Below are 26041 nucleotides of genomic sequence, written 5' to 3'. Positions count from 1 at the left end.
ATGACGCAACCACCGTTCAAGGGGCCGCCGGAAAGGCTGGCCCTTGAATGCAACTACCCCTGTTCCCTATCGATCCTAGCCGATTGCGCCTTACGCACCGTGGACAAAGACAGCGGCAGACCGCGCCAACATCACTTTTTCCGCGGCCGCCGAGGCCTGAAATTCGGGTTCTCGCCGGGCTTCCCCTGGAAGGTCCGGCGTCCGGGAAGCGGAATCTGATCGCGCAGCAGTCCGCCGCGCGCGGTGCTGGGCTGGTCCTCGCCAGGGAGGTACGTGCCGTCACCGCCGGAGTGATCTTCGCCGTCGGCCGGTTCCCGGTGTCCTGCCCCGCGCTCGGGGACTGGACCGGCGCGGAAGGAGGCGGAGTCAAACTCTCCTGAAATGCGTGGGATAAGCCCAGTATCCACGGAGGTGGTGGCACGCTCGGGTGCCCGGGGCCGACGGTCAGCCGAGCCTGCTCCAGCTGTATCGTCCGACGGCGGGGTCCCGTCTTCTGAAGCAGGCGCAGCAGGCCCGCCGCGTCCCAGCCTTCCCAGGAGGGGACGGAGCAAGTCGCGCAGTTCAGAGACGCGGAACAGTTTGAGCAGGAAGAAGTAGGCCACCAGCATGATGGGACCCACCACGATGACTGTTATGAGCGCCGTCAGCCGATCGCGCCAGGCGAACCCGTCCGGGCTGTAGCTGCCCATCAACCACAGCGCTCCCGCACCCGCAATCGCGGAACCAAGGGCGGCGTAGCCCATGCGGATGTAGGAATTTGCGATCCTCGGTCCGTCGAGGTGTCCGAGGAGGCGCCGCAGGAAGTAGGCGCTGATCACAACGGACAAAATGTTGCCCACCATATAGAGGACTGCGATGGCGTAGATGATCTGGTTTACCGGGAGGAATTGGATGGCAAACGCGCCTGCAACGTAAACGACGGCAAGCTGCAGCTGGATGTAGAAGGGGGTCCGGGCGTCTTCATTCGCGTAGAACACCCGCGACATCATGAAGTTGGCGCTCATGAAGGGGGTGCTAAGGGCCAGGATGGTGAGCGTCTGCGCGAGCATCACGCCGTCCTGCTTGTCGCCGCCGGAGAAGAACATGCCCAGCGGGCCGGCCAGGGCAAACAGGGCCATGGCACCAAAAACGGTGGCGACGGCCATAGTCCGCAGGCCGTGCGAGAGCGCATCCCGCAACTGCGCCCGATTGCCGTCCTGCGATGCCCTGGTCATCCGGTTGAACAGGACTGTGGCGAGGGACAGCGCAATGATGGAGTGCGGCAGCAGGTAGAGCTGGCTGGCCACTTCCAGCACGGCGTTGCCGGGCAGGAAGTCAGCGGCGGGATCCCCGGCGCGCTCCAGCCGGAGCCGTTCCGCGCCCGGGATGGTGGCGATGCGCATGACGTACAGGAAAGCGAGTTGCCCGACGGCGGCCGTTAGGAGAGTCCAGACGCTCAGCTTGGCTGCCTTGCCGAGTCCCACTCCCCGCCAGCCGAACCGCGGACGCAACCCCAGCCGCAGCCGGAAAACGGGAATCATCAGGATCACCGTCTGGGACACGACGCCGATGGTCGAGAAGCCGGCCACGAACAGTGTTTGGGTGTCGCCCCAGTTGTCCAGGGTGTGCGGGTTGAACTCGTTGGCACCGAAGATGTAGATGAACATGCCCAACCCGGCGATGGCCACCAGGTTATTGAGGATGGGCGCCCACATGGCCGGCCCGAAGGCACCGTTGGCGTTAAGGACCTGGGTGAGGAGGGCGTAGAGGCCGTAAAAGAAAATTTGTGGCAGGCACCAAAAGGCGAAGGCTACGGCCAACGCTTTCTGCTGTGGGGAATAGCCCTGGGTGGTGAGTTCGATGACCCAGGGCGCCGCCAGCGTCACCAGGCCCGTCAGTCCCAGCAGGAGCAGGACAGCCAGCGTCAGCAGCCGGCTGATGTAGTCCGCTCCCCTGTCCGGAGCCTTGCTGGCCTTGATGATCTGCGGCACGAGCACAGCGTTGAAAACGCCGCCGGCCACCAGCAGGAAGATCAGGTTGGGCAGGTTATTGGCGTTGATGAACGTGTCATTAACGGTGGAACCGAGGCCGAGGGCCGTTCCCAGCATCCACGTCTTGCCAAATCCCAGGAAACGCGAAACGAGGGTTCCCGCGGCCATGATGGCGCTGGACCTGGTTTCACTCGCCTGCTCAGCGCCGGCTTGTCCGCCGTCCAAGGGAGACCCGTCCACAGGCGCAGCCAGGTGCGCGGTTTCCGCGGGAGCGCTGTCCTGCGTTGTGCTGTCCAGGGGTGCTGCAGCCTGGGGCGCGCCGTCCAGGGGTACACCGTCGGCAGGTACGCCCTCTGGAGCGCCGCCGGCCCGGCCGGCTTGATCGGAAGGAAAATTGGAAGCTGACATCGAGTTCATCGTCTCACCCGCAGGCGCCTATCACCGCAATGCCAGCGCCGGCAATGCCGCCCTATAGGTGTTCTGGCAGGACTTCGCGTGCCAGGTCGGCGATGCGGCGCTCATTGGGGAAGGACAGCTTGCGGGCGAGCTCGTGGATGGGAACCCACGCGACGTCCACCGCTTCCTGGTCCGGATCGTTCTCGATGGTCAGCTCGCCGCCTGTAGCCCGCAGGAGGTAGTGATGGACTGTTTTATGTACGCGGTGGCCGCTCACGGTGAACCAGTAGTCGATGCTTCCCAGCGGCGCGAGGATGTCACCTTCGATGCCGGTTTCTTCGGCGATTTCACGGACCGCGGCCTGCTCGTTGTTTTCCTTGCCCTCCGGATGCCCCTTGGGCAGGCACCATTCCAGGCGTCCGCCGCGGTTAAGGCGGGCGATGATTGCCACCCTCAGTTCGGCGTCGGAGGTGTCCACGACGACGCCGCCGGCAGAGACTTCCTCGACAGTGGGCAGCGAAGCCGGTGCCGAATGCTGGGCAGGTGCAACGTGCGCACCGATCGCCGACGGCAACGGTGCGTTCGTCCTCCTGCCTGGAGCGCTCGGTACTGGATGGGCCATGGAGTCCACTCTAACGACTGTTGCCCGTTCGTGATGACCGGAACATGACACCAACATGGACTGCATATGACGCGGTTTGCCGGCGCCGCACGGAATGAGCAGGATCTTGACAGCTTTTTGGCCTGCGCTGCCGCTGGTTTCTGACAAGCTTAAGTAACTATGGCGCACCCACATCACAAGACTGAATCCCACACCGTCGATTTCCAGGTGGACCCGGTGGTCCTGGAGCTCGGCCAGCGTTTTGTGGACGCAGGCCACGAACTGTCGCTGGTGGGCGGTCCCGTGCGTGACCTTTTCCTGGGCAGGACCTCCCCGGACCTGGACTTCACCACCGACGCCACGCCGGACCAAACGGTGGCCCTGATCAAGAAGTGGGCGGACAACTTCTGGGAGATCGGCCGCGCCTTTGGCACCATCGGAATGCGCAAGGCCGGCTTCCAGATCGAAATAACCACCTACCGTGCCGAGGCCTATGATCCGGAGTCCCGGAAACCGGTGGTGGCCTTCGGCTCCTCCTTGACTGACGACCTGCTCCGGCGGGACTTCACCATCAACGCCATGGCCCTGAAACTGCCTTCTTTGGAACTGGTGGATCCGTTCGGCGGCGTACGCGACCTGCACGCCTCCATCCTCGCTACGCCGGGGGCTCCGGAAGCGTCCTTCTCGGATGATCCGCTGCGGATGATGCGCGCCGCCAGGTTCGCGGCGCAATTGGGTGTCTCCGTCCACGATGACGTCCGCGAGGCCATGACGAGGATGGCCGAACGGATCACCATCATTTCCGCCGAACGTGTACGGGACGAACTCACCAAGCTCATCTGCGGCCGCCGCCCCCGGGTGGGCGTGGACTTGCTGGTAGACACCGGCCTGGCCGAGTTCGTGCTGCCGGAAGTCTCCGCCCTCCGGCTCGAATCGGATGAGCACCACCGCCACAAGGACGTGTACCAGCATTCGCTGCAGGTGCTGGAACAGGCGGCGGAACTGGAAACGGACGCTGACGGCCCCGTGCCGGCGCCGGACTTTGTGCTCCGTTTCGCAGCCTTGATGCACGACGTCGGCAAGCCGGCTACGCGCCGTTTTGAACCGGGCGGCGCGGTGAGCTTCCGGCATCACGACATGGTGGGTGCCAAACTCACCACCAAGAGGATGAAGGCCCTGCGGTTCGACAACGACACCATCAAGGCCGTTGCCCGCCTGGTGGAGCTGCACATGCGCTTTTACGGTTACGGCGATGCCGGCTGGAGTGACTCCGCGGTTCGCCGCTACGTGACCGACGCCGGGCCGCTGCTGGAACGGCTGCACCGGCTGACCCGCTCGGATGTCACCACGCGCAACCAGCGGAAGGCCGAGCGGCTGGCTTTCGCCTATGACGACCTCGAGGCCCGGATCGCGGCGCTCCGGGAACAGGAATCGCTGGATTCGGTGCGCCCTGACCTGGACGGTGCCCGGATCATGGCCCTCCTGGACCTAAAACCTGGCCCTGTAGTGGGCCGCGCTTATAAGTTCCTGCTCAATGAGCGGATGGAACACGGGCCCCTGCCCTCCGAAGAAGCGGAAGCCAGGCTGCTCCGCTGGTGGGCGGAGCAGCCTGAATCTGCACCTGCCGAACCTGGGGCCGGAACGCCTCCTGCCGCCGTCGACCTTTCCTCCAAGGAGTCCAAGTGACCAATCCTGCCCTTGCCCCCCGGCCCCAGCTCTGGATCCTCCGCCACGGCGAGACCGAGTGGTCCAAAAGCGGGCAGTACACGGGACTTACTGATTTGCCCCTCACTGTTGAAGGCGAGCAGCAGGCGGTGGAGGCCCGGAAGGTACTGGACCCCGTCGATTTTGACCTGGTACTGACCTCTCCCCTGAGGCGTGCCCGCCGGACGGCGGAACTGGCAGGCTTCCCGGACGCCCAGCATGAGCCCCTCGCCGTCGAATGGAATTATGGCGATTATGAAGGCATCAGCTCGGACCTGATCCGGAAAGACAACCCCGATTACCTGATCTGGACCCACGGCGTGCCCAACGGAGAGACGCTGGACGAGGTGGCCGCCCGGGCGGACAAGATCATTGGGCGCGTCTTGGAATCCGGCATGGACAACGTCCTCATTGTGGCCCACGGGCACTTCTCCCGGATCCTCACAGCCCGCTGGCTTGAATTGCCGCCCGCCGAGGGGCGCCACTTTATTCTCGGAACCGCGAAAGTGTGCACCCTGGGCTGGGATAAGAGGACTCCGGCAATTGTCCGATGGGGCCTTTAATAGCTATTTCCGAGTTTCTTTAGAAAGTTTCACGAATTAGGTAGCGGTGCACTGTAATCGTGGTGTACTTTTATTCCTGACCCCAGAGCGTCCTGCCGGGGTCGTGGCGTTCGTTGCAAAGGCCAGTCAGCCAGCAACGGCAGAGCAGAAAAGGAGGTTGGGAAAAATGATTACTTTGACTAGCGGACGGAAGACAACCATCACCGCGGACCCGGCCTCTGATGCTTTTGCGCGCCCGTTTGCAGGGTTCGCCGGCTCCTAGCCGCCACCCCTGCCGCCGGTACTGAGACCGGCAGCGATGCTTCGGGTGCATCAGGCACCGGTCTCCGCACCCCTGCGTCTTGTATGGGATAAGCAGCTACTCCAATAGCCCGGCAGTTTTCTTTTATTGCCATCGGCAGTTTTTGGCTTTGTGCTCCCTTCCCGCGCGCCCTAATTACTTATTCATTTCCGGGTATTCCTACGCCCCAAAACCGCCCGTTTCTTTATGGTGCGGACTGGGGGCTTAATTGTCGCGCCCAGTTTGCGGGCCAGCCAGTTCGAAAGGAGGTGACCACAATGATCAAGAAGCTTCAGAAACTCCTGTCTCCTTCACGCGGGAGACGCAGCAGCCGCAGGCAATTCAACCGCCCGCTGCTGGAGAAGCAGCGGGAAGACGTCTTCCTCCTGATGCACCAGCAGTTGGGCGGGATGCGCTAACGCCCGTGTGGCCCCCAGGAGAAGACATGGGCGCACATCAGTGCCAGTGCCGGAGCCCACGCGGCGGCGCGTGGGCTCCTCGCGGGCCCTCTTCCGATAGTGTCAGGCAGCGGCGGTAAGCTCGATGCCATGCAGGAGACCCAGCCGCCGGAGCATCGAGGGCGGACCCGCCTGGTAGTTCCCAGCCGCAGCGATGTCCTGCTGCGCAACTTCACCGAAGCCATCGGCGGTCCCCTCGGAGCCAGGGCCGCCCCGGGCATCGTTTCCCCCGGCATCTTCACCGTTGAACGTGTACTGATCCTGCTCACGGTCCTGGCGGCCCTTGCGGGCATCCTGGTCAAAGGGTATTGCCGCGTCAACGGCTGGGAATCCCCCACGCAGTTCTACGCCACCTGCTATTCGGACTTCCCTGAGCTTTTTCGGAACCGTGGACTGGCAGTGGGAACCGTACCCGTCCTTGGTGCCGGTAGCCAGTTTGAGTATCCGGTTCTGATCGCCCTGATCGCGGGGGTGACGGCATGGCTCGTTCCCGGGACAGGGATATCGGATTCGCGTGTCCTGGCCTACTTCGACATCAATGTTGCCCTTCTGGCCGCGGTTACTGTGGTCACGGTCCTGGCCACCGCCCGGATGTCCAGCCGACGGCCCTGGGATGCTGCCATGGTGGCTTTGGCCCCGGGCATCGTGCTGGCCGGCACCATCAATTGGGATCTGTGGGCAGTAGCCCTGCTCGCCCTGGGCATGTACTTCTTCTCCCGGGAACGGCTGGTGCTTGCCGGGGTTTTCATCGGACTGGGGGCGGCGACGAAGCTGTACCCGCTGCTTGTTATTGGCGCGATCCTGCTGCTGGCCATCCGGACTGGACGGTTCCGTCCCTTGCTGGTGACGGCGGGCGCTGCCGCCGCCTCATGGCTTGCCGTCAACCTGCCCTTCGCCGCTGCCAACCCTGCCGGGTGGGCCTACTTCTTCCAGTTCAGCGTGGACCGTGACGCCGGGTACAGCTCGCCCTGGTTCGCCTACAATCTCGTTGCGAACCGGCTGCAATGGACGGAACTCAGCCCGGCCGCCGTCGACCTCTTGTCCCCTGGCCTTTTTCTACTGTCCTGTGTGGCCATTGCAGCCGTTGCCCTGACCGCCCGCCGCCGTCCCCGCCTTGCCCAGCTGGCCTTCCTGATCGTGGCGGCGTTTGTCCTGACCGGCAAGGTCTATTCGCCGCAGTTCGTGGTGTGGCTGATCCCCCTCCTTGCGCTGGCGCGGCCCAGATGGCGTGACTTTCTAATCTGGCAGGGAATCGAGGGCCTGCACTGGGCAGCAGTGTGGATGTACCTTGGACAAGTGACCAGCGCAGGCTCTTCCCAGCACAACCTGGATATGCCTTACTACGTCCTCGCCGTGGCGGCGCACATGGCCGCGGTGGGCTACCTTATGCTGCGCGTGACCTGGGACATTTACAACCCGGACTACGACCCCATCCGCCGGCATCATCTTGATGATCCCCAGAGCGGTCCCTTCGCCGGCGCGCCTGACTGGCTCCGGTTGAACCTTCGAGAGCGATCAAACTCCGTACTGCCCTGGAAGACGGGTTCCAATGCCTGACGTAGCGGTAGTAGGCGCCGGGCCGAACGGGCTTGCAGCCGCAGCGGTAATGGCGCGGGCCGGGCTGTCCGTGGAGCTCTTCGAGGCAGGCAGTACCATCGGCGGCGGGACCCGGACCAGTGAACTGATGCAGCCGGGGCACTTCCACGACATCTGCTCCGCTGTTCATCCGATGGCAGTAGCCTCACCATTTTTCAAGGCGTTCGAACTGTCCCGCCGAGTGAACCTGATAACCCCCGGCCTGTCCTACGGATCCCCGCTGGATGGTGGCAGGGCCGCCCTCGCCTATCGGTCGCTGGACCGGACAGCTGACGGACTGGGCCGCGACGGTGCTGCTTACCGGCGGCTGATGGCACCTCTCGTGGACAGCATCGACGAGATCATGGACTTCACCCAGAACCAGCTGATCCGGGTCCCCCGCAACCCGTTGGCGGCAGGGCTGTTCGGGTTGAGGACCGTGGAGCAGGGAACCGGACTGTGGAACGCCCGTTTCAAGGAAGACTCTGCACCTGCCCTGCTGGCCGGGGTTGCCGCCCATGCCATCTCCCACCTGCCCTCCCTCGCCGCGTCCGGGGCAGGACTGATGCTGGGGGCGCTCGGGCATGCCGGTGGCTGGCCGATCCCGGAAGGAGGGTCGGCCGCCATAGCTGCCGCCTTGGCGGAGGACATCGTTGCCCATGGGGGTGTTATCCACACCGATGCACCCATCGACCGGCTGGTGGACCTGCCGTCCGCACGCACCACGTTGCTGGATGTTGCCCCGCAAGGGTTGCTGAACATGGCCGGTGGTGCCCTTCCCGCCCGGTACCGGGGGGCGCTGGAATCGTTCAGGTACGGAAATGGCTCGTGCAAAGTGGATTTCATCCTCTCGGGACCCGTGCCGTGGACGGCAAGGGAACTGGCCGACGCCGGAACGGTGCACCTGGGCGGTACCCGGGCGGAGGTGGCACGCGCTGAGAACGAGGTCAGCGCGGGCAGACACCCCGAGCGTCCGTACGTCCTGGTGGCCCAGCAGTCACGCTTCGACTCCGGTCGGGCGCCTGCCGGACACCACACCCTGTGGGCCTACTGCCATGTCCCCTCCGGATCGACAAGGGACATGACTGAAGCCATCACTGCACAGCTGGAGCGGTTCGCGCCAGGGTTCAGGGACCTTGTGGTGGAGTCGAGGGCGATTACCGCTGCCGGGCTGGCGAAGTACAACCGCAACTACGTCGGCGGGGATTTCAGCGCGGGCACTATGGACCTCCTGAACCTTGTCCAGAGGCCGGTCGTGTCGCCGGTCCCTTGGCGTACCCCCTTGCGTGGCGTCTACCTGTGTTCTTCCTCCACCCCGCCGGGCCCGGGTGTTACAGGCATGCCCGGGTACCACGCCGCAAAGTATGCACTTCAGGACATGTTCGGTCTTTCCGTCCCGGCGCTCGGGCTGGCAGCAGCGTAGCCCTCCAGTTCCCGTCTCCGGCGGCACGGAAGAACGGAACGTGCCAAAGTGACCCCAAAAGCGGGGGATAATGGCGCGATGGGGATATCAACAAAACTTTCTTTGGGCATCGCTGCCGTCATTCTCGGAACGTCGCTGGTTGCCTGCGATGACGGCAGGAGCGGAGCTGAGGCGGCTGCGGGGCAGTTGGCCGCGGCAGTAGCCGGACTGGATGTGGGCTCGGTGCCCTTCGACGGCAAGGATTCCGCAGCTGCGAATGACCAGCTGAAAAAAGTCTTTGCGGCACTTGATCCCCAGAAGCCCGCCGTCGAAGCAGGCGAACTGGCCCTTGACGGGGACAACGCCTCTGCACCCCTCCACTACACCTGGAACTTCGGTGGTGCCGAGTGGAAGTACACCGTCTCGGCCAAATTCAAGAAGTCCGGGGACAAATGGCTGACGGTCTGGGATCCGGCCACCCTGGCGCCGGACCTGGCCGACAGCGAGATCCTGACCAAGGGCTCCCAGTCACCCCAGCGGGCAGACATCCTGGGTGCGGGCGACGTACCCCTGGTGACGTACCGCCCCGTGGTGAATGTGGGTATCGACAAGCCTCAGCTTGGTGCTGGAGATCCTGCTGATGCGGCCACCAAGCTCGCAGCGCTCGTCGGAGTTGACCCTGCCGCTTACGTCCAGCAGGTGCAGGCGTCGGGTGCCGAGGCCTTTGTCTCCGCGATCACCCTGCGCGAAGAAGGCCGCACTATCACCAATGAGCAGATTGCGGCGATTCCAGGCGCCCGTGCCATTCCGGCCTCAATGCCGTTGGCTCCCAGCCGCACGTTTGCCCGCGCCGTCCTCGGCTCGGTGGGCGAGGCCACGGCGGAGCAGATCGAGGCATCCGGCGGCGAGCTGACGGCCGGTGACGTCACCGGCGTCGGCGGCCTCCAGCAGCAGTACGACGACCAGCTCAGGGGGACGGACGCCGTCGTTATCCGTGCTCAGCGCGCCGACCTGACGAGGGAACAGATCCAGTCCGCGGCAGCAGATCCGCGCCGGGTGCTTTTTGAGGTGAAGCCCACACCGGGAACCCCGCTGAAGACAACCCTGGATCCTACGCTGCAGTCGCTGGCGGAGAGCACGCTGGAAGGCGTGGAACCGGCATCTGCGATTGTTGCGCTCCGGCCTTCAACCGGCGCTGTCCTGGCGGCCGCCTCCGGCCCGGGCAGCAACGGCTACAACACGGCGATGCTGGGCCAGTACGCGCCCGGCTCCATCTTCAAGATGGTGGATTCGCTGGCGATGTTCCGTAACGGGCTGACCCCTGAGTCGAAGGTTGAATGCACGCCCACGTTGACGGTGGACGGACGGACCTTCAAAAACGCGGAGGGCTACCCGGAAGGCTCATTGGGTTCGGTGACGCTCCGTGACGCCTTTGCCCACTCCTGCAATACAGCGTTCATCGCCGCCCGTGACACCGTTTCGCAGGGACAGCTTGAAGCGGCCGCCATGGCGATGGGCCTCGCCGTCGAGGCACCCACGCTCGGCGCCGCCGCCTTCCTGGGATCCGTCCCCGGGGAAGCCGCGGGAACTGAGCACGCCGCTTCGATGATCGGCCAGGGAAAGGTGCTGCTGTCGCCACTGGCCGCCGCCATGATGGCCGGCTCCGTGGCCAAGGGTGCGCCGGTTGCCCCGCAGCTGGTGTTGAATGCCGACGCCGGTGCCGCTGCCGAGGGAACAACCAGCGGCTCCACTGCTCCCGCTGCCCAGCCATCCGCCACGGCCACCGGGGAGGCTCCGTCCCGGGCCTCTGAGAATCCCATCACCGCCGAGGAAGCGGCGTCCCTGGCCGACATGATGCGGGCCGTGGTGACATCAGGCCACGCAGGTTTCCTGTCCAGTGTTCCCGGTGCCCCCGTTGGCGCCAAGACCGGCACGGCCGAGTTCGGCAAAGAGAATCCGCCAAAGACGCACGCTTGGATTGTGGCCGTACAGGGTGATCTCGCCGTTGCAGTTTTTGTGGAGGATGGAGGCCTGGGGGCGACAACCTCCGGGCCGCTGCTGCAAAAGTTCCTGACCGCCGCGGGCTAGGGTTTTTGTCCGGAGACGCGGACTTCTGACGCCGGGTAGGCCTGCAGACCTGGACAAGAATCCGGGTGGGCGCGGCGTGGGAAGATGGAATACGTGGCCCATATTGACGTTTCCGGTATCGATTACTTCCTTTCCGACGGCACCCAACTGCTGAACGGCGTGACCTTCAAGGTTCCGGACGGCACCAAAACGGCCCTGATCGGCCCCAACGGTACTGGCAAAACCACCCTGTTTCGGATCATCGCCGGGGATCTGGTTCCCGACGAAGGCGTGATCGGCCGCTCCGGGAACATGGGCATCATGCGCCAGTTCGTCGGCCAGGTCCGCGACGGCTCCACCGTCCGCGACCTGCTGGTCTCCGCGGCGCCGCCCGCCCTGGCAGCGGCGGCCCGCGAGGTGGACGACGCCGAGCTCGCCATGGTGGAGCACGACGACGAACCCAGCCAGATGCGCTATGCCCAAGCCATCGTTGATTGGGGAGACGCCGGAGGCTACGACGTGGAGACTGTCTGGGACGAAGTGTGCATGGCCGCGCTGGGACTACCGTTTGACCGCGCCCAGCACCGCCCGGCGTCGAGTCTTTCCGGCGGTGAACAGAAGCGGCTGGTGCTGGAAGCGCTTTTTGCCGGCCCGGATGACCTGCTGCTGCTGGACGAACCGGATAACTACCTGGACGTGCCGGGCAAGCGCTGGCTTGAGGACAAGCTGAACGAATCGAAGAAGACGGTGTTCTTCATCAGCCACGACCGTGAACTGCTGAACAACGCAGCCGGGCGCATCGTCACGCTGGAGCCCGGAATCAGCGGCGCCGGGGCCTGGGTTCACGGCGGCGGGTTCGGCTCCTATGTGGACGCACGGGCGGACCGCAACGCCCGCTTCGAGGAACTCCGCAAGCGGTGGGACGAGGAGCACATCAAGCTCAAGGAACTCGTCAACATGTACAAGAATAAGGCCGCGTTCCGCTCCGACATGGCCAACCGGTATCACGCAGCACAGACCCGCCTGGCGAAGTTTTTGGAGATCGGGCCGCCCGAGGCACTGCCCATCGAGCAGAACGTGCAGATGCGCCTCAAGGGCGGGCGGACCGCCAAGCGCGCCATCGTGGCGGAGAAGCTGGAACTCACCGGGCTGATGAAGCCGTTCTCCACGGAGGTGTGGTTTGGGGACCGGGTAGGTGTGTTGGGCTCAAACGGTTCGGGTAAGAGCCACTTCCTCCGGCTGCTGGCCACGGGTGGCACCGACCCGGAGCGGGAGCACTTGCCCGTGTCCGACGTCGAAATCGCCGAAGTCCCGCACGAGGGCACCGTGAAACTCGGAGCCAGGATCCGCCCCGGGTTCTTTGCCCAGACGCACGTCCGGCCCGACCTGTTGGGCAAGACCCTGCTGGAAATCCTCCACCGCGGTGACGAACACCGGTCCGGCCTGGGCCGCGAGGCAGCAGCAGGGGCGCTGGACGGTTATGGGCTGGCGGGGCAGTCGGAGCAAAAGTACGAGTCCCTTTCCGGCGGGCAGCAAGCCAGGTTCCAGATCCTGCTACTGCAGTTGAGCGGTGCCACCCTGCTTCTTTTGGATGAGCCCACAGACAACCTGGACCTGCACTCGGCCGAGGCACTGGAACGGGCAATTGACCACTTCGAGGGCACAGTCCTGGCCGTGACCCACGACCGCTGGTTCGCCCGGACCTTTGACCGCTTCCTGGTGTTTGGATCGGACGGCAAGGTGTACGAATCAGCCGAGCCGGTGTGGGACGAGAAGCGCGTGGAGCGCGTCCGCTAACCGGACGCTCTCTCACTTCCTGCACACTTTGGGCCAACGCTCTCGCACGGGTGGAAGAGCGTTGGCGGAAATGACGCATTAAGTGAGAGAGCGTGTTGATGTCACCAACAAACAGTTCAGCCGTGAAGAACAACGACGACTCGATGACAATTCTGTGGAAGTAGTGAATGTATGAGCTTAAATACCGGAACGGCACAGCAGGCTGGCCTGAAAGCAGCGGCAGTTGCCACGTTCGTTGTCTTCGGCATTAACGGCCTGGTTTTCGCCAGCTGGGCAGCGAGGATCCCTGCGGTCACCGAGACCCTTCAGATAACCTCCGGCCAAATGGGCACACTGCTGCTCTGCACCGCCATCGGCTCTTTGCTCGCCCTGCCCACGGCCGGTTGGGTGGTAGGCAGGATCGGCACGGCCAACACTGTGCGTTTCGGCGGGTTGGTGGCCTCGGTGGCCGGGGCGGCCATTGCGCTGTCCCTTTCGATGGCCTCCATTCCGGGCACAGCAGTCGCTTTGTTCTTCTTTGGCATAGCCATCGGGCTGTGGGATGTGTCCCAGAACCTTGAAGGTGCCGATGTCGAACACAAGTTGCGGCGGACCATCATGCCGCAGTTCCATGCTGCGTTCAGTGGCGGAGCCTTCGTGGGTGCGCTGATTGGAGCAGGGCTGTCGAACCTGGGCGTCGGATTGCCGGTGCACCTGCTGGTTATCGTGGGCATCGTGCTGCTGGTGACGATGGTTGCTCCCCGCTACTTCCTTCCGCACATCACGGCACCAACACCGGCGGCTGGAGAAGCCAAGCCTGCCAAAGGCCCTTCGGCCTGGCGGGACAGCCGGACCTTGCTCATCGGCGTCGTTATCCTTGGCGCCACCCTGACCGAGGGTGCTGGCAATGACTGGATTGCGAAGGCATCCGTTGACGGCCTCGGCACCTCCGAGTCCACCGGCGCCCTGATGTTCGCCCTCTTTGTCCTGGCCATGACAGCGATGCGTTTCCTGGGCGGCCGCGTCATCGACAAATACGGCCGCGTTGCCGTGCTCCGCGCCAGCATGGCAGCAGCAGCCGCCGGTCTTTGCCTCTTCGTGCTGGCCGGTAATGTGTGGCTGGCTGCCGTGGGCGCGGCACTCTGGGGTGTAGGAGCAGCCCTGGCCTTCCCGATGGGAATGTCCGCTGCCGCCGATGACCCCCAACATGCAGCAGCAAGGGTTTCTGTTGTTTCCACGCTTGGGTACACCTCATTCCTGGCCGGGCCTCCCCTGTTGGGATATTTGGGCGACCTGACGGGAATCCACTTCGCGTTGCTGGCGATCCTTGCACCTATCATCCTGGCGCTCCTGCTCGCCGGCGCCGCCAAGCCGCTGAAGGTCACGTAAGGTCCTCCCGGGAGTGCTGCACCCATCGCCGCCAGGTGCAGCGGCGGCGGTAGGGTGAGGTCATGCAGAGGAAATGGCGCCGGGGCCATCAGTGGATCAGCCGCACGGACAAGTACCTGGTACGGCATGTATCAAAGCTGCCAGGTGGAAACCATGACGAGTTCTTCCGCCGGCTGTCAGCCTCTGCAAACCACGGAAAACTGTGGATGGGGATTGCCGCCGTCGTAGCCACCATCCCGGGCAGGCCGCGCCGCGCCGCACTTCACGGACTGATCGCTCAGGCAGTTGCCTCCGCAGTGACCAATGGACTGTTCAAGAGCCTGCTGCCCCGCGCCCGTCCGCTGCCGGAACACCTTCCCGTGTTCCGGTTCGTGCATCCGCAGCCGAAGAGTTCGTCCATGCCGTCTGGTCACTCGGCTTCGGCGGTGGCGTTCGCGGTAGGGGCAGGGCTGGTCAAGCCGTCCCTGGGTGCAGCGCTGGCTCCGGCAGCGCTCGGGGTGGCATACTCCCGGGTCCATACGGGGGCGCACTGGCCCTCTGATGTGCTGTTCGGTTCGGCGATAGGTGCCGGTGCGGCGCTGGTTACGAGGCGGTGGTGGCCCGTCCGCCCGTCGTTCCCGCAGACGGCAAGGACCTGGACCACTGCGCCCCAATTGCCCGAAGGGGAAGGGCTGGCGATTGTAGTGAATACTTTGGGTGGTTCCTTTACCAAGGAGACGGCCGCAGCACTTCAGCAGGTATTCCCGAAGGCGTATATAAAGACAGTGCAGCCGGACGATGACCTGAGTGCCGCAATCCATGAGACCTCCGATCGTCCGGGGACACGAGCGCTGGGTGTCTGGGGCGGTGACGGAACAGTGGGAGCGGCGGCCACTGCCGCCGTCGAGCGGTCACTCCCCCTGCTGGTCCTGCCCGGCGGAACCATCAACCACTTTGCCCGGGACGCTGGAACGGGGAGCCTGAAAGAAGCCTTGGCGGCCGCGTCGAAAGGCGAAGCTGCCCTGGCGGACGTCGGGACCATCACTGTGGAGCGCGGCTTGGCCGGAAAGCCCGAAAAGGCGGAAGTGACGATGCTCAACACGTCCAGTGTCGGCCTGTATCCCAACTTTGTGCGGCGGCGCGAACAGTTGCAGCCGGCACTGGGAAAGCCCCTCGCCGGAGTGGTGGCAATGTTCCGGACGTTCGCGGCGGGCACACCCACCACCCTGACCGTGGACGGCAGGCTCCACAGAGTGTGGATCGCCTATGTGGGACGGGGCCGGTACTATCCCCGCGACCATGCCCCGTTGCTGCGGCCGGTGATGGACGACGGCGTCCTGGACATCCGCCTGATCACGGCAGATGAGTCCTTCGCCCGGTTGAGGTTGCTCTGGTCGGTGCTGACCGGCACGCTGGCCACCTCACGAATCACCCATTTGTCCGAGGCCAAGGAAGTGCGCATCGAAGCGGGCGGAGCACCGATGGCACTGGCTGTCGACGGCGAGGCGTTGGCCGGCGTCCGCAGTGTCGAGTACAGGGTGCGGCCCCGGGCTCTTGCCTACTACTCCCCCCGTCCCTGACGGCGCTATCCCCTGATGGTGGCCGCGCCTCATCCAGGGGGACTACCCCGGTTTACCCCTGAATCATCCCTGAGACCGGCGAAAACAGGCCTGCGCCTCGGTAGCGTGGTGGATAACGCAAGCGTCCCAGAACATCTGCCGCAGCCACGCGCTGCCGTCCGAAGGAACAATCAATGATTGAGGCAAAAGGCCTGACCAAGGTTTACGGCGGAAAAACCGCCGTGGCCGGGGTCAGCTTCACCGTCCAAGCAGGGCTGGTCACGGGATTCCTGGGCCCGAACGGAGCCGGTAAATCCACCACCATGCGCATGATCATGGGGCTGGACCGGCCGACGTCGGGCTCCGTCACCGTGAACGGCCTGCCGTACGCACACCACAAGGCACCGCTGCACGAGGTGGGTGCGCTGCTGGACGCCAAGGCCGTGCACACAAGCCGCAGCGCCTACAACCACCTCCTGGCCATGGCCGCCACGCATGGCATTTCCAAGGACAGGGTCCATGAGGTCATCGAGATGACTGGTCTGGAGGCCGTGGCCCGCAAGAAGGCCGGCGGTTTCTCCCTCGGCATGGGCCAGCGGCTGGGGATCGCCGCCGCGCTTCTGGGTGATCCCCAGACGCTCATCCTGGACGAACCCGTCAACGGCCTGGACCCGGAGGGCGTGCTGTGGGTCCGCAACCTGGTGCGGTACCTCGCAAACCAGGGCAAAACCGTCTTCCTGTCCTCGCATCTCATGAGTGAAATGTCCCAGACTGCTGACCACCTGATTGTCATCGGCCGTGGAAGGATCATCGCCGATGCGCCGGTCCAGGAGATCATCGCCGGAACCCGGCAGGCCAGGACCCTGGTCCGCACAAGCGACGCGCTGCAACTTTCTGCCCTCCTGGCAGGCGATGGCGTCACCGTGGACCACAGCGAGCCCGAAACCCTCGAAGTGACAGGGATGGATTCCCGCGGGATCGCACAGGTGGCATTGGACAACGGTGTCCTGGTCTACGAGCTCACCCCGCAGATGTCCTCCCTTGAAGACGCGTACTTCGACCTCACCAAGGACGAAGTGGAATACCATTCGCACCTGACCGGCGGATCCGCAGTGGCCGCCCCGGCAGCGGCAGGAAAGTAAGGACGATGAGCACGATGACTGAAACCCGTACCGCCTCCACCCGGTCCTCTGCGGGATCACGGGGCGTGACCTTTGGCGGCGTCCTGCGGTCCGAATGGATCAAGCTTTTCTCGCTGATGTCCACCCGCATCCTGCTGCTGCTGACGCTGGCGGCCATCGTTGGTGTTGGCGCTCTGACCGTCCTGATCCGCTACACCTACCTGGACGAGATGATCCGCAATGCCAGGGAGCAGGGCCAGACGATGACCCCCGAAATGCTCGAGGCATCATTTCCGCCGGGCTCGGGCTTCGACCTCTACAACCTGCCGAACGCCGGCCTGCAGATCGGCATCCTGATCCTCGGATCACTGGCGGTGCTTTTTATGTCCTCCGAATACGCCACCGGAATGATCCGTTCCACCATGAACGCCGTGCCGCGGCGCACCCCCGCCTTTGTGGCCAAAGCGATCATCCTTGCGGTCATTTCCTACGTGATCACCACCATCGCCGGAGCAGTAACCTTCCTGATCGCCATGCCGGTATTCCAGGGCATGGGCTTCGACCTCGACTGGTCCACCGATGGGGTGCTTTACAGCATCTTCACCGGTGGTCTCTACGTGGCCGGCGTTGCCTTGATCGGCCTGTCCCTGGGCACGCTGCTGCGGAACTCCGCCGGCGGCATCACCGTCCTGGTGGCCATGTTCTTCGTCCTCTCCATCGCTGCGGGGTTCATGTCCCTTATTCCCGGTGAATTCTGGAAGTACGTTCCGCAATACATTCCGAGCGAGGCGGGCGGACGTTTCCTGTCCATCGGCCACACCGATGGCGTGATCGATCCCTGGCACGGCGGCCTGATTTTCCTGGGCTACGTGCTGTTGTTCCTGATCCCGGCAATGATCGCCTTGAAGAAGCGCGACGTCTAAACATGGACCAAGAACCGCGACCATGACAGAAACGGCAGTAGGAAGGGACGCGCCGGCCGGACAGGCCGACGCGTCCTTTGCGGAGCTCACGGCCAGGCGCCGGGGGCGCATCCGCCGTTACCTGCACCGGCACCCCCTTGTGATGGACGCCGTGGTGGCCGCCAGCTACAGCCTGCTGGTGGCGCCCACAGTTGCGGACGCCGTCCGGTCCGGCAACTGGCCCGCCACCGCCCTGCTGGTGGCGGTGGCCGGTGCGATGTTCCTCCGCCGTTTCCACCCGGTGGGCCTTGTTGCCTTTGTGGCAGTGGCGGAGGTGGCCGTGACGCTGCTGCACCCGTGGGGCTCCAATGTGTCGGCTGGCCTCTGGTTCTCGCTGTATGCCGTGGCAGTGGCCCACACCCGCCGCTTTGCGCTCATCACCATGGCGGTGGCCACGGCGCCGCTGGCCCTCCTTTACCTGCTGGCCGCCGTCGGGCCGATGGAGAACTCCTTCGTCCACGACACCGGAGTCAACCCCGGCGACTTCCACCTGCTGACCAGCATCGCCACCGGGGCGACCATCACGCTGTCCAATTTCATCGCCACAGGCATTGGCATCTCCGTCCGGCAGGGGCGGGAACACGAACTGGAAGTTGCCGCGTGGGCAGCGCGGACCGCCCGGCTCGCGTCGGTGAACGAACGGAACCGCATCGCCCGGGAGATGCACGACGTCGTGGCCCACTCGCTGACGGTGATGATCAGTCTGTCGGACGGCGCCGCCGTCGTGGTCCGGAAAAGTCCCGAGCGCGCCAGCGAGGTGCTGGGTGAACTGTCCCGGACAGGCCGGACGGCCCTCGCCGACATGCGGCGGGTCCTGGGTGTCCTCCGCGACGATGCGGGAGCAGCGGCCCCGCCGCTGCCGCTCGCTTCGGGAGACACCCTGTCCAAGCTGCTGGAGGGGTTCCGCACCGCGGGCCTGCCCCTGCACTACTCCCACACCGGGCCGGCGCTGCCCGACGACGCCTCCTTCCAGCTCACCGTCTACCGGATTGTCCAGGAATCACTGACAAATGTGCTCCGTTACGGCCGTTCGCTGGGACGGGTAGACGTCGCGATTATCCGCACGGGTTCAACGGTCACCATTGACGTGCTCGACGACGGGGCAGGACTTCCAGGGCGTCCCGCCCCTGGCGACGGCGCGGCCCCCGCCCCGGGGCACGGCTCCTACGGCACCGGCCAGGGAATCACGGGAATGGCTGAGCGGGCCCGGATCTACGCCGGCACAGTAGAGGCCGGCCGCAGCGGACGGGGCTGGCGGGTGCACGGCGTTCTTACCTGGCCTGGCGATGATGTTTCCGAATCCCTCCGTCCCTACGAACTCCAAGGCAAAGCATGACCAATAATCCGGCCGTAACCGTCCTGCTGGTGGATGACCAGCCGCTGCTTCGCATGGGCTTCCGGCTCATCCTCGAGGGCGAGGATGACCTGCGGATCGTGGGCGAAGCGTCAAACGGTTCCGAGGCCGTCCGCCAGGTCCGGGAACTGAACCCCGATGTGGTACTGATGGACGTGCGGATGCCCTTGCTGGACGGCATCGAGGCGACGCGTGCCATCACGGAATCCGGGGCCTGCGCCAGGATCATCATCCTGACCACCTTCGATGTGGACGAGTATGCCTTCGCGGGCCTCCAGGCAGGCGCGTCCGCGTTCCTGCTGAAGGACGCCGCGCCGTCGGAACTGATCAACGCCGTTCGGCTGGTGGCCAGCGGTGACGCCGTCGTGGCGCCCAGGATCACCCAGCGGTTGCTGGAGACCTATGTCCGCGGTGCCGCCAAGCCCGCACCGGCGGCTCCTGCGTCCGATCCGCTCCTGGCCGACCTGACGCCCAGGGAGACGGAAATGCTGCAGGCAATGGCCGAGGGCCTCTCCAATGCGGAGATCGCCCACCGGTACTTCCTGTCAGAGGCCACGGTTAAGACGCACGTCCGGCGCATCCTCACCAAGCTCCACCTCCGTGACCGCGTCCAAGCAGTGGTCTATGCATACGAAACCGGGTTGGTGGTTCCCAGCAACCCGGACTACTGACGCACGCGTCCCCCAGGAAACCCTATGCAGGCTATGGGTAGGGCGGTTGGATGGTTCCATGAGCAATCGCCTCCCCCACCCGAACCACGACCGCGGCCTCGAATTCGACCTTTCGACCATCATGAGCCGCCGGTCACTGGGTATGATCCTCGGCGCGGGCGGTGCCGCCGCTGCCTTGGCTGCCTGCACTCCTGGCGGGCCGACGCCCAACGCCAGCCCTTCGACGTCGTCCGCCGGCCCGGCAACTGCTGCTGCGGGCGGCGCTGCTGCACCAGCGTCGCCGTCATCAACCCTGACCCGGGCCATTGCCGAGTGCGGCGTTGAAATTCCGCGGGAAACCTCCGGGCCATTTCCGGCTGACGGCTCGAACGGGCCCAACCTGCTGGAAGCCTCGGGCGTAGTGCGGCGGGACATCGCGTCCAGTTTCGGGACCGGGACCGCCAGGGCCGAGGGGGTACCGCTGACCTTCACCCTGACACTGCTGGACAACGCGAACGGGTGCGTCCCGCTGGCCGGCGCGGCCGTCTATGCGTGGCACTGCGACCGGGAAGGCAGGTATTCAATGTACGACCCGGAACTAGCCAACGAGAACTACCTGCGCGGCGTCCAGGAAGCGGACGCGAACGGCCAGGCCACCTTCACGTCGATTTTCCCCGGCGCCTATTCCGGACGCTGGCCGCACATCCACTTCGAGGTGTTCGAGTCCATGAACAATGCGACGGCGGCAGGGCAGGTGCTGGCCGTTTCGCAGATTGCGCTCACCAAGGCTTCCTGCGACGACGTTTACGCCTCTCCGGGCTACGAGACGAGCAGGCGGAACATGGGCCGCACCACGCTGCAGTCGGACAGTGTGTTCAGGAACGACGGCGGCATCTACCAGCTCGCCACCATGACCGGATCAGCTGCGGCAGGCTACACGGCGGGGCTCAACGTCACCCTCTAGACTCGGGAGCATGCCTTCTTCATCCTCCGCTGCAGACCACATCCAGGACCTTGGCGACTACGTCAGCGCATCGCCGTCGAGCTTCCATGCCGTGCACGAAGCCGGCCGCCGGCTGCTGGACGCCGGGTTTGTCCGGCTGGATGAGTTGGAGCCCTGGGAGGGCGGCGCCGGTTCATTCTTCATCATCCGCGACGGCGCGCTGATCGCCTGGGTGGTCCCCGGGGGCGCCGGACCCACCACCGGATTCAACATCCTGGGGGCGCACACTGACTCCCCCTCCTTCAAGCTCAAGCCCAAGCCCACCATCGGTGCGCACGGCTGGCTGCAGGCAGGCGTAGAGGTGTACGGGGGGCCGCTGCTGAACTCCTGGCTGGACCGTGAGCTGCAGCTGGCCGGGCGGCTGGTCATGCTGGACGGTACCGAGCACCTCACGGCCACCGGCCCCATGCTCCGGTTCCCGCAGCTGGCCATCCACCTGGACCGCACCGTGAACGATGGCCTCACACTGGACAAGCAACGGCACATGAATCCTGTATGGGGGCTCGGCAACGCCGGGGATTGTGACCTGCTTGCGGTGCTGGCTTCCCATGTTCCCGGCGCTTCCGTGGACCCTGCCCGGATTGGCGGGTACGACGTCGTCATTGCAGACACACAGGCACCTGCGGTTTTCGGGGGCAACGGGGAGTTCTTCGCGTCCGGGCGCCTGGATAACCTTTCGGCCACCCACGCAGGGCTGGTGGCGCTGATTGCGCATGCTTCATCTGTTGGTGGTGGCGCCGCCGGCGGGCCGATCGCCGTACTTGCCGCCTTCGATCACGAGGAAATTGGCTCCAACTCCCGCTCCGGGGCCTGCGGGCCCATCCTCGAGGATGTGCTGGTGCGCATCTCGGACGGCCTCGGTGCCACGGTGAGCCAACGGCGGCAGGCGCTGGCGGCGTCGTTCTGTGTTTCCGCCGACGCCGGGCACGCTGTCCACCCCAACTACGCCGAGCGGCACGACCCCGCCAACCGCCCTGTACTCAACGGCGGCCCGCTGCTGAAGATCAACGCCAACCAGCGCTACGCCACGGACGCCAACGGGGCAGCTTTTTGGGCCCGGCTTTCCGGTGAAGCCGGGGTGCCGTACCAGGAGTTTGTTTCAAACAACGCGATCCCCTGCGGCTCCACCATTGGTCCGCTGACTGCGACGCGCCTTGGGATCAGGACGGTGGACGTGGGTGTTCCGTTGCTTTCCATGCATTCTGCCAGGGAGCTGTGCGGGGTGGAGGACCCGCGGCGTCTGGCAGCCGTGACGGAGCTGTTCTTCCGGACGGCGGCTAACGGGTCAGCGTAACCGGTTCTCCCCGCAGGTAAGCCAGCGGACGTAGCTTTCGTATTCATCGCTGTTCCTACTGGGGAATTGAACGATACGCCTGGAGTTCAGCGAGCCGTAGACCCAAAATGCAAAACAATAGACCGGCGCCAAATACTTCGCAATACAACCCCTGTACCTATTTCCCCGGAACGCGTGAAACCCCCTATACCTAATCATCGGATGAGGCGATAACCCTATACCTAAGTACTTGCCTGCACAGTAACCCCGCTACTTACGTAGGGCCAGGGGATTCTGCGGCGAAAAGGGAGTACAGGCTACTCGTGACACCCCCTGGGGCGGACCGTAGGCTCTTTTGACACGGGCAGAGTCAACGGCTGAAGAGCTGGGGCCACAGACTAGACCGAGACCGACAAGCGCTAGTGTCGCGCATTCATAAGAGCGACGTTGTCTCCTATTCGGTAATTGTCATGAAGTGGTGATGCATTTGTCTATTTCCACCCAGCTCCCAGTCTCCTTGTCCGAGCCGACTATCTCGTCACCAAGAGCGTCAGTCAGCGTGGTTATTCCAACCCTGAATGAAGCAATGAACCTTCCCTGGGTCATTCGCCGCATGCCCTCCTACGTGGACGAGGTCGTGATCGTGGATGGGCGTTCCCACGATCACACCGTCGACGTTGCCCGTGCACTGCGCGTCGACGTTGTTGTGGTGGACGAGCAGCGCAAGGGCAAGGGCGTCGCACTCCGGGCAGGGTTCGCTGCAGCCTCTGGAGACATCATCGTCATGCTGGACGCTGACGGAAGCATGGACCCCCAGGAGATCGGGTGGTTTGTCTCCCCGCTCCAGCACGACTACGACTTCGTGAAAGGGTCCCGTTACGTCACGGGAGGCGGATCCGAAGACCTGACCTGGCTGCGGAGCGCCGGCAACCGCGCGTTTACGTGGATGGCCAATACTGTATTGCGCAGCAACTACTCCGACCTCTGTTACGGATATATAGCCTTCCGCAAGGAATGCCTGGAGGTTCTACAGCTGGAATCAGACGGGTTCGAGATCGAGACCGAGCTGATTGTCCGCGCAGCCAGGGCGGGCCTTCGCATTGCCGAGGTACCCAGCATTGAGCTCGACCGCATCTCCGGAGCCTCGAATCTGCAGACGTTCCGTGACGGGTGGCGGGTTTTGGGGACGCTCGCACGCGAATGCATGCTTTGGGAAGCGCCGACTGCCGGAGCCCGCCCCGAGGCCCTCCGGCGAGTGAAGTATGCATACGAAAACGTCAGGTTTCCACGTACACCTACTGATCCCCAGAGCCTTCTTTCCGTAGTTCAAGGACTTTGACATGCGCACACATACTGAACCTCCCACCGTTTCCGTGGTCATCTGCTGCTACACGATGGCGCGCTGGGACAGGTTGCTGGACGTCATTGGTTCCGTCCGTGCCCAGACCGTTGTCCCACACGAGGTCTTTGTGGTTGTCGACCACAACCAGGATCTCTATAAGCGCCTCATCGCCACTGTTGATGACGTGAGGCTTGTGGAGAGCAGCGGTGCCCCGGGGCTCTCCGGGGCCAGGAACACGGGAGTGGGCCTCTGTACCTCCGATGTCGTGGCCTTCCTCGATGACGACGCCGAGGCGGCTCCCGATTGGCTGGAACGGCTGATCACCTACTACGACGATCCCGATGTACTGGCTGTGGGCGGTCGCGTTGAACCGGTATGGGAGGCCGGCCGTCCCTCCTACTTCGGCGAGGAGCTGGACTGGATCGTCGGCTGCAGCTACAGGGGATTGCCCAAGGTGGCCTCCGAGGTCAGGAACGTCATCGGTGCGAATATGTCCTTCCGGCTGGAAGTGCTCCGTCAGGTCGGCGGCTTCAATTTGGACCTTGGACGCCAAGGGACAAAGCCCCTCGGCTGTGAAGAGACGGAGATCTGCATACGTTCGAGGATGGGCACACCGGGGTCACGCATCGTGTACGAACCCGCCGCCCTGGTACACCATCACGTTCCGGCCCAGAGGGGAACGTTCCGCTACATGTTGGCCAGGTCCTGGTCCGAAGGGATCTCCAAGGCCCAGGTCAGCCAGGTCGTAGGCCACAAACGGGCATTGGGCCCCGAACGCCGCTATGTCCGCAGCGTCCTGCCACGCGCCGTTGTTTCCGGAATTTACGACTGGAGCAGGAACCGCGACCGGGGAGGACTTGGGCGGGCAGGGGCCGTGGTTTCGGTTCTGGCCGTCACAGCCGCAGGCTATGTGCGCGGCCGGCGCTTGGCCCACGTCTCACCGCTTCCAGGGAGCACAGCTCCTGTGGATGCTGCCTGGCGGGAAGTCCAGTGAGTAAACGTACGAAGGAGCTGCTACGGGCCGCCGACGCCGCGGTCCCCGGAGCTGATTCCGGGTATGGAAAGTGATCGATTGCCGGACCGGCCGGGGGCACGGTGGAGCGGCACTGTCAGGAGTTTTCAGTTTGAAAAGGTCGGGGAATGAACATGAATAACCAGATTGCGCGCGAGGGTACAGCTCCGCGCGGTTTCGTCGCTGGAGATGGTCTCCGTTCACACGGGTCGCGGAAGCTGCGGCCACACTCACTGCTGGCAGCACTGCTGACGGCAGTGCTGCTTGCGGTGGGTGTTGTTGTGGTGGTGCCTGCGGCATCGGCTGCCCCGGGTGATGTCGGGGTCGAGGGTCCGTCGCATACCGGGACGGGCACGCCGACGGGCACGAAGCGGTCAACGAGTGGTCTGTGGTTCAACGACGGGTCCTGGTGGGGGAACCTGTGGGACACGGCCAGCTCGGATTTCCATATCTTCCGCTTCAACGCCGCGACAAACGCGTGGGTTGATACGCGTGTGGCGACGGATACGCGGGCTAACACCCACCATGACGTGCTGTGGGACGGGACGACGTTGTATGTGGCGAGCTATCGGTTCGTCAACGACGGCGTGCCAGCTGAGCCGAACTACCCGACCACGATGCGGCGTTACAGCTACGACTCAGCTGCAAAGACCTACAGGCTTCTGGGTTCTGCCAACATCAACAACCACCGCGTCGAGGCCCTGACCATCGATAAGGACTCGACTGGTCGGCTGTGGGCCACGTGGCAGCAGGGGAACCGGATCTATCTCAACGCCACTAATGTCTCCTCTACTGGTCCGGATGACGTTACCTGGGGGACGCCGTTCGTGCATCCTGCGTCGTTGAGCAACGTGTCGGTGGACGATACGTCTGCTGTGATCGCCTTCGGTGGGAACAAGATGGGGGTGATGTGGAGCCGGCAAGTGGGTGACGCCACGGACGGCATGTATTGGAGCTACCGCGTCGATGGAGCAGCGAACACCGCCTGGACCGCACCTGTTGCAGCAGTTTCGGGGCAGCGCAGCGGTGATGACCACATGAACCTGAAGTGGCTGGACTCCTCGGGCGGAAGGGTTTTCGCCGCAATCAAGACGTCCTTCACGTCGTCGTCCCAGCCGCTGATCCAGCTGTTGGCATTGAACGCTACAACGTCGGCCTGGTCGGCGCACACGATCGCGACTGTGGCCGAGTGCCCGAACCGGGTGGTCGTCCTGATTGATGAGAGCACGCAGATGTTGCGTACCTTCGCTACCTATCCGAAGAGTGGCACTGGTGCGACGAACGCTGGTGTTTGCACGAGTTCGGGGGGCGCAATCTACGAGAAGTCTGCGCCGGTAAGCAACCCCGGCGGGCTCGCCAGCGCGACGAAGACGATTCGTATCATGGACGCCGACCAGTACGTCCATAACGTGACGTCGACCAAACAGAACATCAACAATACGACGGGTCTGTTGTTGCTCGCCGACGTAAACGCTACAAGCCGGTACTGGCACCATTACGAAGGCCCCGCCGGCGGCGGTGATACGACGCCTCCGACGGTGACGGCTACGTCGCCATCCGGTAATGCTGTGGCGGTGTCGTCGAATGTGACGGGGACGTTCTCGG

At 64.3% G+C, this 26041-nt stretch carries 20 protein-coding genes; 18 read left to right on the top strand and 2 right to left on the bottom strand.

From position 1 onward, the window contains the following. Positions 1-131: 131 nt before the first annotated feature. Positions 132-2378, bottom strand: a complete 2247-nt coding sequence (gene murJ / locus AC5RV1_RS10825; protein WP_493994522.1) for a murein biosynthesis integral membrane protein MurJ — start codon at positions 2376-2378, stop codon at positions 132-134. Between the two features lie 61 nt (positions 2379-2439). Further along, the gene (locus tag AC5RV1_RS10820) at positions 2440-2940 is read right to left on the bottom strand and encodes an NUDIX hydrolase (RefSeq protein ID WP_163165305.1); all 501 of its coding nucleotides are present in this window, start codon (positions 2938-2940) and stop codon (positions 2440-2442) included. A gap of 207 nt (positions 2941-3147) precedes the next feature. Here AC5RV1_RS10820 and AC5RV1_RS10815 point away from each other — a divergent pair, with 207 nt between their 5' ends. The 18 genes from AC5RV1_RS10815 to AC5RV1_RS10730 all read left to right on the top strand — a co-directional run. Continuing rightward, a complete protein-coding gene (locus AC5RV1_RS10815; protein ID WP_493945559.1) occupies positions 3148-4653 on the top strand; it encodes a CCA tRNA nucleotidyltransferase in 1506 nt (501 codons plus the stop codon). Beyond that, the gene (locus tag AC5RV1_RS10810) at positions 4650-5234 is read left to right on the top strand and encodes a histidine phosphatase family protein (RefSeq protein WP_050057129.1); all 585 of its coding nucleotides are present in this window, start codon (positions 4650-4652) and stop codon (positions 5232-5234) included. The genes AC5RV1_RS10815 and AC5RV1_RS10810 overlap by 4 nt, the downstream gene beginning before the upstream one ends. Before the next feature lie 558 nt (positions 5235-5792). Next, positions 5793-5933 carry a hypothetical protein gene (locus AC5RV1_RS10805; protein WP_256247205.1) on the top strand — a complete coding sequence of 47 codons (141 nt, stop codon included), beginning with the start codon at positions 5793-5795 and terminating at the stop codon, positions 5931-5933. A 129-nt stretch (positions 5934-6062) separates the two neighbouring features. Then, positions 6063-7529: a glycosyltransferase family 87 protein gene (locus AC5RV1_RS10800; protein WP_493994521.1), complete on the top strand. Its 1467-nt coding sequence runs from the start codon at positions 6063-6065 to the stop codon at positions 7527-7529. Then, positions 7522-8970: a phytoene desaturase family protein gene (locus AC5RV1_RS10795; RefSeq protein ID WP_493994520.1), complete on the top strand. Its 1449-nt coding sequence runs from the start codon at positions 7522-7524 to the stop codon at positions 8968-8970. The genes AC5RV1_RS10800 and AC5RV1_RS10795 overlap by 8 nt, the downstream gene beginning before the upstream one ends. Positions 8971-9048: 78 nt before the next feature. Then, complete coding sequence (locus tag AC5RV1_RS10790) at positions 9049-11037, top strand: penicillin-binding transpeptidase domain-containing protein (protein ID WP_493994519.1); 1989 nt, start codon at positions 9049-9051, stop codon at positions 11035-11037. 93 nt (positions 11038-11130) lie between these two features. After that, a complete protein-coding gene (locus AC5RV1_RS10785; RefSeq protein WP_430226792.1) occupies positions 11131-12813 on the top strand; it encodes an ATP-binding cassette domain-containing protein in 1683 nt (560 codons plus the stop codon). 171 nt (positions 12814-12984) lie between these two features. Next, entirely contained in the window at positions 12985-14181 is a 1197-nt protein-coding gene (locus AC5RV1_RS10780; RefSeq protein WP_493994518.1) for an MFS transporter, read from the top strand. Between the two features lie 62 nt (positions 14182-14243). Next, positions 14244-15740, top strand: coding sequence for a bifunctional phosphatase PAP2/diacylglycerol kinase family protein (locus AC5RV1_RS10775; protein ID WP_493994517.1), 1497 nt, complete (start codon positions 14244-14246; stop codon positions 15738-15740). A 173-nt stretch (positions 15741-15913) separates the two neighbouring features. Continuing rightward, a complete protein-coding gene (locus AC5RV1_RS10770; RefSeq protein WP_493945551.1) occupies positions 15914-16861 on the top strand; it encodes an ABC transporter ATP-binding protein in 948 nt (315 codons plus the stop codon). A 14-nt stretch (positions 16862-16875) separates the two neighbouring features. After that, positions 16876-17763: a DUF2705 family protein gene (locus AC5RV1_RS10765; RefSeq protein WP_493994516.1), complete on the top strand. Its 888-nt coding sequence runs from the start codon at positions 16876-16878 to the stop codon at positions 17761-17763. 22 nt (positions 17764-17785) lie between these two features. After that, positions 17786-19138, top strand: a complete 1353-nt coding sequence (locus AC5RV1_RS10760; protein WP_493994515.1) for a sensor histidine kinase — start codon at positions 17786-17788, stop codon at positions 19136-19138. Further along, positions 19135-19827, top strand: coding sequence for a response regulator (locus AC5RV1_RS10755; RefSeq protein WP_493994514.1), 693 nt, complete (start codon positions 19135-19137; stop codon positions 19825-19827). The genes AC5RV1_RS10760 and AC5RV1_RS10755 overlap by 4 nt, the downstream gene beginning before the upstream one ends. Before the next feature lie 58 nt (positions 19828-19885). Further along, on the top strand, positions 19886-20770 hold the full coding sequence (locus tag AC5RV1_RS10750) for an intradiol ring-cleavage dioxygenase (protein ID WP_493994513.1): 885 nt from the start codon (positions 19886-19888) through the stop codon (positions 20768-20770). 10 nt (positions 20771-20780) lie between these two features. Continuing rightward, positions 20781-22103, top strand: coding sequence for a M18 family aminopeptidase (locus AC5RV1_RS10745; RefSeq protein WP_493994512.1), 1323 nt, complete (start codon positions 20781-20783; stop codon positions 22101-22103). Between the two features lie 460 nt (positions 22104-22563). Then, positions 22564-23421 (top strand): glycosyltransferase family 2 protein, encoded by an 858-nt coding sequence (locus AC5RV1_RS10740; protein ID WP_256247218.1) that lies wholly within the window; start codon positions 22564-22566, stop codon positions 23419-23421. A gap of 1 nt (position 23422) precedes the next feature. After that, positions 23423-24418 (top strand): glycosyltransferase, encoded by a 996-nt coding sequence (locus AC5RV1_RS10735; protein ID WP_493994511.1) that lies wholly within the window; start codon positions 23423-23425, stop codon positions 24416-24418. Between the two features lie 152 nt (positions 24419-24570). Further along, positions 24571-26041 (top strand): hypothetical protein (locus AC5RV1_RS10730; protein ID WP_493994510.1); only part of this gene is annotated, 1471 nt, incomplete at its 3' end.

It is taken from the genome of Arthrobacter sp. Hb9-2 (assembly GCF_059091165.1).
This window is presented reverse-complemented; position numbering and strand designations above follow the sequence as displayed.